Raw genomic sequence first — 10,889 nt, forward strand, 5'->3', positions numbered from 1 at the left:
CCGCCATAAGGAAGTTCGACCACATAGACATGAGCAGCGACACCGGCACGGCGATAGCCACGGCCTCGGCAACATCGGTGCCCGCAGCGATTACGTAGGCGGTGCCGATCACGGAACCGGAGGTCATGTCCGGCGGGTTGCTCGCACCGATGGCCTGGGCGCCCAGGTACACGAGCTCGAGCGTGGCGCCAACCTGGCAGCCGGTCGCCACATCGCCGAGCGCAAGGCCGGTGAGCGCGCCGAGCACGAGCGGGCGGTTGAACAGCGCGCTGTTGAAGCAGCTGTTGCAGTAGCCGAAGGCGGACACGAAGAAAATGAATACGGTTTGCATCATCAGGTTGTCCATGGATTTCTCCTCCCTATCCGATGAGCTTCATAGCCTCATCCGAGCGCTCGCTCGGCGTCATCTGGACGAACACGTGCACGCCGGCAGCGTCGAGCTCGCGGATGCGCGCGCATTCCTCATCGGAAACGAACACCGCCTCGGAGATCTGCCGCTTGCCGTCCTCCACCTTCACGCCACCGATATTGAGCTCGCGAATTGCCGGCACGGCCTTGCAGAGGCGCCAGGCATCCTCGATGCTCTCGGTGATGATGAACAGGTTGTACTTATCGGTCACGCCGCTCGTAAGTGCCTTGATGGAATCGTCCACGCTCTTCATGACGAGCTTCACGCCCTGGGGCTTTGCCATGCGAAGCACCGACATGCGCAGCTCGTCCTTGGCCACCGCGTCATTGGCAATGAGGATGCAGTCGGCACCCACCTGCCTGATCCAGGTAAAGGCCACCTGGCCGTGGAGCAACCGGTGGTCGACGCGCGTCATCTTGATCATGCCGTCTCCTCCCTCACGGCGCGCACCGCGTCCATGATCGCGCGCACGTGATCGAGCGATACCTCGCCGTCATCGTGATAGGTGTCCTTGAAATAGCTGCCCACAACCGCGCCGTCCGCGATCTTCAGGCTCTCGCGCGCGTTCTCGGGGGTAACGCCCGCGGCCACGATGAGCGGGAAGTCGCCTAAGCCCGCACGGAAGGAGCGGATCTTATCGATCGAGGTCTCTTGCCCCGTTGCATCCTGCGTCACCGCTACGGCGTCGCACCGCCCCTGCGCGATCGCGAGGTCCTCTTCGAGCGTGCGGTCCGAGAGCACCGGTTGGTACTTGAAGCGCACGCCACCGAGCACGCAACCGTCGTAGCGCCCGCGGTACAGGTCGAGAAACGCCTCGAGTGCCTCCTCATCTCGCGGCTTCACGTGGCCTACCACCGAATCGAGCTGGACGAACGCCGCACCGAACTCTTGAGCGAGCTCAAAGCCCATGGCATCGATGTTGAGGCAGTTCACGCCGTAGACGATTTCGCTCTTCGCCTCGCGGATGTACTCGAGCGCGCGGCGCATGTCGCCGTACGTTCCGAAGTAGTCCTCTACGATTACCGCATCGACCCCTCCCTCGATATAAAGGTCGAGCTCGCGCTTCGCACGCTCGAGGACTTCATCCGGGGTCTCTCCCTTAAGGTGCAGCATCGCCATAACGGGCTTTCGCTCTTTGAACACCGAAAGGAAGCCTTTGGCGTCCATCACCTGAACCACCTCCTCGTCCGGCATGGGCGCGTCCTTCGCTCCACCGCTCACGGCGCCCCACGCCCTTCGGCTATCGCACGCCAACAGGCGTGTTCTTGAAATATAAAGATTTAGTGCAACTAATACAACAAGTTAATACAAGCTTAACGAGATACTTCCGCGAGCGTTGCGAAATCACAGGTCAACGGCATGTTGAACCCCTTTTGTCGCTGGAAAACCCCTGCATGGCGGCACATGCGCCCCGCAAGCCGCTATGCGCATCCCCGCTCGCGATATACCATTGAGGCAATGAGCCCGCCTTGCCCGACGACCCGATAAGGAGGAACCGTGCGCCCCAAGGATTCCTGCGCCCTCACGCTCCAGGAACGCGTTGAGGCAGACCTGCTCGACCGCATCCAGCACGGCACCTATGCGCCGGGAGAGAAGATACCCTCCGAGCACGAGCTCTCCGCGCTGTACGGCGTGAGCCGCGTCACCGTGCGCATCGCGCTCAGCCGCCTCGTTGAGAAGGGCTACCTTGTCAAGCGCCAAGGGCGCGGTGCCTTCGTCCGCCCGACGGTTCACGTCGAAAGCACGCTGACCTCGGGCAGCTTCACCGAAACCTGCATCAAGACCGGGTGCGCGCCCTCCACGCGCATCATCTGCTGCGAGACGCGTGCGGCCAGCCCGCAGATCAAGCAGATGCTGAACACCGACGACGACCAGCTCATCGAGATTCGTCGCCTGCGGCTCGTTGACGGCGTTCCCTGCATCGTGGAGTTTGATTACTTCCCCCTTGCGTACCGCTTTCTTCTAGAAACGCCGCTCGAGGACCGCTCCCTCTTCTCCACCATCGCCGAGCACTGCGGAACGGAGGTGGGAGGTTTCGAGGACCAATTCGGCATCGAGGAGGCGAGCGACGAACTCGCCACGCTCCTTGGCACCGAAACCGGCATACCGCTCCTCAAGGTCACCGAGACCGTACTCGACCTCTCAAGCTCCGTGGTCTACGTAAACCTGCAATACATCGCCACGGACCGCTACACCTATGCCGTGGGCTCGCGCAAGCGCTGAGCGCTCAGCCTTCACGAACGGATACACCTTGCATGCAGCCGGGCCTGGAACGGATTCGAGCTGACAGCTGTACGCTATTCGTCAAACGTGGAGAAATAGCGGAGCTCGAGCCAAAACTGCCTGATTATGCCGCCTGCGCTTAGCCTACTCCCCGCAGGGTAGAAGAGTGATAACAACGTGCCTCCCAGTTGACTCACGATTGGGAGGCCTTCTTTTGTAGGAGGAACAATGCAGTGGTTCGACCCCGATCACGACTATGTGAATGAATACATCGACACCTGGAACCAGAAGATTCGAAGCGCGAAGGCTTGGATGATCGCCCTCGGCGCCGTGCTCGTACTCACGGGCATCGCGAGCGCGGTGGCGCCGCTCGGCATGTACGCCCTCATCCAGGGCCTCATCGCAGGCGTGCTCATCGTACGCGGCGGCTCGAACATTGCAAGCTACATCCAAACGCCTGCCTTCTTCCGTAATGGGGCAACACTTGCCGCAGGCATCCTGAATGCGCTTCTCGGCGTGCTCTTCTTCGCGCTGCCGGCGTCCTTCACCGCAAGCACGCTCGGCTTCTTGCTCGCGTTCCTGCTCATCATGACCGGCATCGAGCGCCTGTCCTTCGCTCAGAGCATGCGCTACTACCAGCTTGAGGGATCATCGGCAGGCACCGTGATGGGCATCGTGAACATCATTCTCGGCGTCGTGCTTGCCCTCACCCCGCTCTTCACGAGCGTGGTCCTGAGCTACCTGCTCGCAGCGTACCTCATCGTGGCGGGAGCGACCCTCATCGTCGAGGGCGCCTCGATCAAGCGCATCGAACGCTGATGCACGAGCCGGCTATAGCTCGGCTGGATAGCGACCTCGCAGAGGAGGCGCACAAGATACGCCGGCGGGCCCTGCCAAGGAAGGCGGGCCCGCCGGCTCTGTTATGCATGGGGCAAGCGGTTAGCCCCATCGGTTTCGCAGATTCTGAGCATGAGTGCCTACCGAGGGCCGGCAGATGCCTGCCGAACGCGAGGGCAGACGCCCGCCGGGCAGACGGCATGGGCGCGCGTCAATCCCGAAACGAACGGCAGGCACCCGCCGACTACGGACAGACGCCTAGCCCAGCTCGCCCTACAGGTACTTGCGCCAATCGTCTTCATCCTCGTCGTCTTCGACGACAGCAGCTGCCGCGGCCTCTTGGGCGCGCGCCGCTGCGGCGGCAGCCTCGGCATACGTCGTTGCGGGCGCCTCGGGAAAGGCGCTGAACGCATGCTCGAACATGGCAAGATGCTCATCGTAGCGCGTGCGGGGAACGGCAAAGACCACCTGCTTCACCCCATGGGTGCCCGTTGCGAGTTCCTCGCGGAAAAGCCCGGCCACCGTCTCGGCGTCCCAACCGAAGGCGCCGCACCCGTATGCGCCGAGCACAACCTTCTCGCGCCCCAGCGCATCCACGATATCCAGCACGAACCGGATGCGGTCACGCATGGCGGCAACGAGCGTCTCGTCCTTCACATGGTAGTCCGCCCGTGCGCGCTGGGCGTTGGGGGCAGCCGCTACGACGACGTCTGCATAGGCGTGCATCTTGTCGCGCTCGAAACGCACCGCCGGCACCACGAGGGCGCGCTCGCGATACAGCTCGCAGTTAATGTTGCGGCGGCGGTTCTCGCCATACCAATCGCGCTGCTCGCTGAGGACGTTATACAGATATGAGTCCGCGCAGAGCGCCTGCTCCTGAGCCCAGCTACCCTTGATGTAGCCACCTCCCGGGCTCACAAACGAAGCGAAATCGAGCACGGCGAGATTGCAGAACTGCGCATAGCCGCGGCCGTTTTCCAAAACGGCATCGGTCGCACTCGAAGCCACGACCGAGACCTCCGGCACGCAGGGATCGGCTACTTCCACCTTGGGCGCGCCATCATAGCGCGTCACGCCTGCCACCGAGCGCTCGATATCCTTGGCAAGGCGCTGCGCCACCTCGGCGGTGTGCCGCTCCGCCGCCTTCGCGCGCGCCTCGCGCCGTGGGTTGCTCCGACGTTCGCCACGTCGATCGTTTCGCTCTGCCATATCATCACCTTCATCTCTGCCGGCCATCCGGCGTCACTTCACAGCTTGCACTAGCATACCCGCCTAGCACGGCGCATGCACGCCACAAATGCTCCCCCTGACAAAGATGTTTTGCAGAGCGCGCAGACTGGGAGGGATGTTCGTTCCACTTTTGGGAACATCTTTCTCGTCCGCGCGCTGCAACCGGTAGAGCACTCGCCAGAATCCTGCACGTTCCTAGGGAGCAGACCACGCTCCTGCTGAAAGAGCAGAAAGAAGTTCCCAAAAGTGGAACGAATGCGCCAGGAACGGACGAGCGAAGGCATCCAACTTGGTCTGAATGTTTCAGATAGCGCGCCGCCCTAGGCTCGAGCCCTCCAAAGCCATCTGCAACCAGCCTTCCCGGCCGGGGGCCTTCACCGGTGCCGGACGCTTTTCGTCTGAATCGAGAAAAATGTATCTCCTCCCCCGGATTTATGCCGCCCGAGCTGCAAAAAGTGCATCCGGAGATTCGGCGAACGGAGGCAAAGGGCCGGCAAGTGGTCGCCACGCAAGACCTTACAAAGCGCTTACAGGGCCGCGCATCATAATGCCCCCACGGGCATGCTATAAGAGAGGCGGCTACCCCTGGTAGGGCAACCGACTTCCTGCGCAAGGGAAGCCATTCGCTGGGATAACCCGGCGAATACGCCTAGACGACCGAGGGGTGAACAACATGACGAACAAACAACTCACCATCGTGCTCGCCACGCTGCTCGCTGTGATCGTTGGCGGCGGAGCACTCTTTGCCATCTGGAGCGGCACGCAGGCGCCAGCGCAAGCGCCCGCCGCGGCAGCGACCGAGCCCGAAGAACTTCCCTATCCTGAGGGCGGCGGCACGCTCATCTTGCGCGTGAATCCTGAATTCGCCATCCATTACGATGCAGACGGCATGGTCGTGGGCGTGGAGGCGCTCAACGCCGATGCCGAGAACATGGGACTCGACCTGAGCGCGCTGGAAGGGCAGGAATGCCGCACGGCGGTCTCCACCCTCATCGCGCGCATCAATGAGGCGGGCTATTTCGTCGAGGAGGTTGAAGGCGAGGGCAACACGATCGACCTCGAGGTAGAGGACGGGTCGTCTTTGCCGGCGAACGATTTTCTCAAGAACATCGTGAGCGATTCCCAAACCTACGTCATCGGTCAGAACAAGACCGCGTCCATGCAGGTCACCGGTTCGAGCAACTATGGGTGGACCAACTATAGCGATTCTGACTACGGCCCCGAAAACGACGGCGTCACCGATTACTACGACTCCGACTACGGTCCGCTGAACGACGGCGTCACCGACTACCAGGAGCCAGCGCCCACCGCCCCGCCCGCCACGTCGTCGGGTAGCTCCGGCGGCAGCTCATCGGGCGGCTCCGGCGGCTCCGGCGGCTCGTCAGGCGGATCTTCGGGAAGCACTTCTTCGGGCGGTTCGTCCGGCGGCGGATCCTCGACGCCAGCACCCTCAGGGGGCAACTCGAACTACGGCAACTCGAACTACGGAGGCAACTCCGGCTATAGCGGCAATTCCGGATACGACAACAATAACTCCGGCTATGACAGCGGGGGCAACTCGAGCTACGACAGCAACAACAGCGGGTACGACGATTGATGCTGCCGACGCGCACGAAACAGCGACACGAGCTTAAATTCGAGCTCCCGCTGCACGAAGCTCTCCTGCTCGCAAAACGCCTCGGCATGCTCTTCCCTCGGGACGAGCATGCCGGGCCCGACGGGCGCTACACCGTGCGCAGCCTCTATTTCGATACGCCCTTCGACGACGCCCTGCGTGAGAAGCACGAGGGATTCACGTCGCGGGCGAAATGGCGCATGCGCGCGTATGGAACCGAGCCGCTCGCAACGGATGGCGCCGAGCGCGTCATTCGTCTGGAAAAGAAGGTGAAGCGGAATGGCGCCGGCTCGAAGCACGCTTCATGGCTCACCCCGCGCGAAGCCCGAAGCCTTGCGATACCGAGCCGAGGCACACCGCGGGAGCAGAAAGGGCGGCATGAGCACAGTCTCTCCCCCGCCCCGGCCAGAGAAGCCAGTAACGATCCGGTGCTTGAAGAGTTCAAAGCTGCCCAGCGGGTCTTGGGGCTACGCCCTTGCGTCGTCGTAGCCTATGAACGCGAAGCATTCACGTTCGAGCCGGGCAACGTTCGCGTCACCCTCGATGCTCGCATGCGGTCGTGTAGACACCCCGAGAGCTTCTTCGACCCTAGCCGGCTTCTCGTCCCCTATGCTCCGGGCGCCGTCGTGCTGGAGGTGAAATACGACGCTTACCTTCCCGACATCGTGCGCGACGCCATACAAGTGCCCGGCGCCGTGCGCGTAGCTCACTCCAAATATGCGCTCGCGCGGCGGTTTGAATAGCGGGCACCGCGCGCAGCTTGAATGGCGGACCCTGCGCGTGAGCGCCGGGAGCCAAACCAGGCAATCACCACCCGGGCAACCACCGCCCAAGCAGCACCGCCCAAGCAACCATTCGACGTAAGGCGATTCCATGACCTTCAACGACATCTTCAAGTCATCGTTTCTCGACCGCATCGATGCGGTGCCCCCACTCGACGCCATCCTCGCACTCGCGCTCGCCTGCGCGCTCGGCCTGTTCATCGTGCTTATCTACAAGAAGACGAGCACGAACGTCATGCACTCCACGAGCTTCGAGGCCACGCTCGTGGCGCTTACGCTCATCACGACGCTGGTGATCCTTGCGGTGTCAAGCAACGTCCTGCTCTCGCTGGGCATGGTGGGCGCCCTTTCCATCGTGCGCTTCCGCACGCCCGTCAAGGAACCCATGGATATCGTGTTTCTGTTCTGGTGCATCGCGGTGGGCATCGTGCTCGCCGCGGGCCTGCTATTCCTTGCCGTCGTCGGCTGCATCGTTATCGGCCTCGTGCTCCTCATCTTCGCCAACACCCGCACCATGGACCGACCGTTCATGCTCGTCGTGCGCTGCTCGGGCGAGACGGTAGATGCCGCTGAGCGAGCAGTCGAGGCGCTCGTGGCATCTAACACCAAGCGGCATGTCCTCAAGGCGAAAGACCGCTCCGCCGCAGGTGAGGGCACAGGTGCGCTCGACCTCACCTATGAGGTCAGGCTCAAGGACGGCGAGACGGCGTTCATCGATGCCCTCTGCGCCATCGAAGGCGTCGGCGACGCCAGCCTCGTTTCCTACAACGGCGACTACCTAGGCTAGCCCCATGCTCGGGTCGCGCTTCATCGACGCCGTCTGCATCGCAGCGCTCGCCTGCGCCATCCTGCTCACCGGCGGACTCTACGCTGCCGGCGTGGCGGGCATCATCACACCCGCACGCGACGACGATTACCTCGACCTGCTCTTCCAGCAGAGTCGCGTGCACAGCATCGACATCCAAATTGATGATTGGGATACCTTCCTCGCCACCGCGACGACCGAGAGCTATTCCCGGTGCGACGTGGCGATCGATGGCGAGACGTTCACAGGGGTGGGGCTGCGCGCCAAGGGGAACAACTCGCTCGGACACATCGCAGAGCGTGGGCTTTCGCGTTACAGCCTCAAAATCGAGTTCGACCACTACGAGGCGGGGCTCACCTATCATGGCCTCGACAAGCTCTCCCTCGACGCCGCCTTCCAGGACAACAGCTACCTTAAGACCTACCTCACCTTCGACATGATGCGCTTCATGGGTGTCCCTACGCCCGCAACGAGCTTTGTGCAGGTGAGCGTTAACGGCGAGGCCTGGGGGCTGTTCCTTGCCATCGAGGAGCCGGAGGACGCCTTCGCCGAGCGCGTATGGGGCGAGGGGCGCGGCATGCTCTACAAACCCGACTACCGCTCTCTCGATGACGAGAACGCCGATGTGGCACTGCGCTACGTGAACGACGACCCCGCATCCTACCCGGGAATCTTCGAAAGCGCTCGCTTCGATGCGACGGCGGTGGACGAAAAGCGCCTGGTAGACGCACTCAAGGCGCTGGCCACAGGAGAGCGCGACGAGATCGAGCGCTCGGTGGACGTCGATGAGGTGTTACGTTACTTCGCCGTGCAGACCTTCGTGGCGAATCTCGACAGCTACCTGGGAAGCACGGGCCACAACTACTTCCTTTACGAGGAGGACGGACGCCTGGCGATGCTCCCCTGGGACTATAACCTAGCCTTCGGCACCTACGCCCTCGGACGAGCTGAGCTGCCGGACGATGCCAGCGCCTACGTGAACCTGCCCATCGATACGCCGGCGGCACCCGAGGTGCTTGCCGAGCGACCGCTCTTCACCAACCTCATGGCTCACGGCGATTACCGCGAACGCTACCACGACTACCTTGACGAGCTCGTACAGGATTACGTGGAGAGTGGGCGCCTGCAGACGACGGTGCGCCAGGCAGAGGAGCTCATCGCTCCTTATGTCGCGGAAGATCCCACGGCGTTTATTAGTTTCGAGGACTTCCAGCTGGGCGTGGATACCCTTGAGGCGTTCTGCCTGCTTCGCGCCCAGAGCATCCGCGGGCAACTAGACGGCCATATCCCAAGTACCCTCGAAGGGCAGGCCGCAGCCCCCGATGCGCTCGTAGACGCCTCGTCCATCCGCATCGAAGACATGGGTGAGCTCTCCGACCTGGAGTGAGTCAAAACGGGACGGGGTTGTTTTGCACGCGTTCAAAACAACCCCGTCCCGTTTTGACCCGTTTGGGTATATCAGCAGCAAGGAATGCAGGCGCCGACCCCGGGGAGGCAGCATGTATCGTACGGAGCTGGTCAGGCAGCGCGCCTTCGCCGAAGACACGGCAAACGCGATCACCGAGAAGGCGAACGAGATGGAGCTCCAAGGCTGGAAGCTCGTTACGTCCTCACTCGTCTACGGACCCCCGGTGAAAACCGCACTCGTCTTCTGGCGCGAAGGCGAGCAAGGCTCCGAGCAATCGACGCAAGCGGCCTCCTAGTAATCCTTCGCCGCCGGCGAATTCATCCAATCGTTCACGAACTCGCTGTAGGTGCCGTCGATGATGGCCTGGCGCGCGCGACGCATGAGGTCGAGCAGGTAATAGATGTTGTGCATGGAGAGCAAGATGCCGCCGAGCATCTCCTTGACCGTGACCATGTGCCGGATGTGCGCACGCGTGTAGCCGCCGGTGCACACAGGGCAGGTGCACTGCGGGTCGACGGGGCCGCCATCGTGCGCGAAGCGGGCGTTGCGGAAGTTCAAGCGCCCCTCGCTGGAGAACGCCGTGCCCATGCGGCCCGTGCGCGTGGGCAGCACGCAGTCGAACATATCGATGCCGCACGCCACGCCGCGGACGAGCGTGGTGGGGTTGCCCACGCCCATGAGGTAGCGCGGCTTGCCCTTGGGCATGTACTCCGCGGCGAGCGGCTCGAGGGACTCGAACATGGTCTCGTGGTCCTCGCCCACCGAATAGCCACCGATGCCGTAGCCCGGGAAGTTGCCCATCTCCTCCAGCCGCTCGAGCGACTTGATGCGCAGGTCCAGATGCATGCCGCCCTGCACGATACCGAAGAGCGCCTGGTCAGGGCGAGTATGCGCCTTGTAGCAGCGCTCCGCCCAACGGCTCGAGAGATCCATGGCGCGCTGCACGTCGCGGCGCTCCGCCGGGTAACCGATGCACTGGTCGAGCTGCATGCAGATGTCGGAGCCGAGCTTCTGCGCGATGGCCATGTTGTCCTCGGGACTCCAGAACACGTGGCTGCCGTCGTAGTCGGTGGCGATGAAGCGCACGCCCTTGTCCGAGAGCTTCACGGCGTCAGAGTGGCTGAAGATCTGGAACCCACCCGAATCAGTGAGGATGGGGCCGTGCCAGTTCATGAAGCTGTGGAGACCGCCCATCTCGTCGATGAGGTCCGCGCCGGGGCGCATGGCCAGGTGGTAGGTGTTAGAGAGGACAATCTGCGCACCCAGGTCCTTGACCGTCTCCCACGGCACGCCCTTCACCGTGGCGCGCGTACCCACCGGCATGAAGATGGGTGTCTCGATGTCGCCGTGCGGCGTGTGCAGCACGCCCGCGCGCGCATGCGTCTTGGGATCTTCGGCGATGATGTCGTAGGTGAATAGGCTCTGGTCCATGGGGCCTCGCGTTTCTCGTCTCGGTCTCGTTCTGGGCGAGCGGACGTGCTCCCATAAGCGCGTGCGCGCGCTCGCCTGTCGCTTCAATGATGAACCAGTATAGCGGGCTGCTCGACCCTTTCCCTCGCCCGCGCCTCACACCATCAAAT

General features: G+C 62.8%; 12 protein-coding genes. 7 read left to right on the plus strand and 5 right to left on the minus strand.

Annotated features, from left to right (window positions below; genetic code table 11):
- The 3 genes from AC1VS5_RS08685 to AC1VS5_RS08695 form a co-directional block, all read right to left on the minus strand.
- Positions 1-346, minus strand: a 346-nt coding sequence (locus tag AC1VS5_RS08685; RefSeq protein ID WP_481218373.1) for a PTS sugar transporter subunit IIC, incomplete at its 3' end; no start/stop codon positions are given.
- Positions 347-359: 13 nt separating this feature from the next.
- A complete protein-coding gene (locus tag AC1VS5_RS08690; protein ID WP_019127993.1) occupies positions 360-833 on the minus strand; it encodes a PTS sugar transporter subunit IIB in 474 nt (157 codons plus the stop codon).
- Positions 830-1,603, minus strand: coding sequence for a BtpA/SgcQ family protein (locus AC1VS5_RS08695; RefSeq protein ID WP_239458633.1), 774 nt, complete (start codon positions 1,601-1,603; stop codon positions 830-832). Before AC1VS5_RS08695 ends, AC1VS5_RS08690 begins: the two co-directional genes overlap by 4 nt.
- 303 nt (positions 1,604-1,906) lie before the next feature.
- Here AC1VS5_RS08695 and AC1VS5_RS08700 point away from each other — a divergent pair, with 303 nt between their 5' ends.
- Complete coding sequence (locus AC1VS5_RS08700; RefSeq protein WP_144687908.1) at positions 1,907-2,632, plus strand: GntR family transcriptional regulator; 726 nt, start codon at positions 1,907-1,909, stop codon at positions 2,630-2,632.
- A 228-nt stretch (positions 2,633-2,860) separates the two neighbouring features.
- Positions 2,861-3,451, plus strand: coding sequence for an HdeD family acid-resistance protein (locus AC1VS5_RS08705; protein WP_022349857.1), 591 nt, complete (start codon positions 2,861-2,863; stop codon positions 3,449-3,451).
- A 291-nt stretch (positions 3,452-3,742) separates the two neighbouring features.
- Here AC1VS5_RS08705 and AC1VS5_RS08710 read toward each other — a convergent pair whose 3' ends face one another.
- Positions 3,743-4,678 (minus strand): TIGR02452 family protein, encoded by a 936-nt coding sequence (locus tag AC1VS5_RS08710; RefSeq protein ID WP_481218374.1) that lies wholly within the window; start codon positions 4,676-4,678, stop codon positions 3,743-3,745.
- Between the two features lie 694 nt (positions 4,679-5,372).
- On the opposite strand from AC1VS5_RS08710, the gene AC1VS5_RS08715 reads away from it, so the two are divergent.
- From AC1VS5_RS08715 to AC1VS5_RS08735, 5 genes are all read left to right on the plus strand, one after another.
- Positions 5,373-6,296 carry an anti-sigma-I factor RsgI family protein gene (locus AC1VS5_RS08715; protein ID WP_481218375.1) on the plus strand — a complete coding sequence of 308 codons (924 nt, stop codon included), beginning with the start codon at positions 5,373-5,375 and terminating at the stop codon, positions 6,294-6,296.
- Positions 6,296-7,057: a polyphosphate polymerase domain-containing protein gene (locus AC1VS5_RS08720; RefSeq protein ID WP_481218376.1), complete on the plus strand. Its 762-nt coding sequence runs from the start codon at positions 6,296-6,298 to the stop codon at positions 7,055-7,057. Before AC1VS5_RS08715 ends, AC1VS5_RS08720 begins: the two co-directional genes overlap by 1 nt.
- A gap of 130 nt (positions 7,058-7,187) precedes the next feature.
- Positions 7,188-7,883, plus strand: a complete 696-nt coding sequence (locus tag AC1VS5_RS08725) for a DUF4956 domain-containing protein (RefSeq protein WP_481218377.1) — start codon at positions 7,188-7,190, stop codon at positions 7,881-7,883.
- A gap of 4 nt (positions 7,884-7,887) precedes the next feature.
- Complete coding sequence (locus tag AC1VS5_RS08730) at positions 7,888-9,288, plus strand: CotH kinase family protein (protein ID WP_481218378.1); 1,401 nt, start codon at positions 7,888-7,890, stop codon at positions 9,286-9,288.
- A 112-nt stretch (positions 9,289-9,400) separates the two neighbouring features.
- Positions 9,401-9,604 carry a hypothetical protein gene (locus AC1VS5_RS08735; RefSeq protein ID WP_481218379.1) on the plus strand — a complete coding sequence of 68 codons (204 nt, stop codon included), beginning with the start codon at positions 9,401-9,403 and terminating at the stop codon, positions 9,602-9,604.
- Here the strand turns inward: AC1VS5_RS08735 and tgt are convergent.
- A complete protein-coding gene (tgt, locus tag AC1VS5_RS08740; RefSeq protein WP_417058139.1) occupies positions 9,601-10,740 on the minus strand; it encodes a tRNA guanosine(34) transglycosylase Tgt in 1,140 nt (379 codons plus the stop codon). The genes AC1VS5_RS08735 and tgt overlap by 4 nt on opposite strands.
- Positions 10,741-10,889: the final 149 nt, after the last annotated feature.

It is taken from the genome of Enorma sp., from assembly GCF_982429025.1.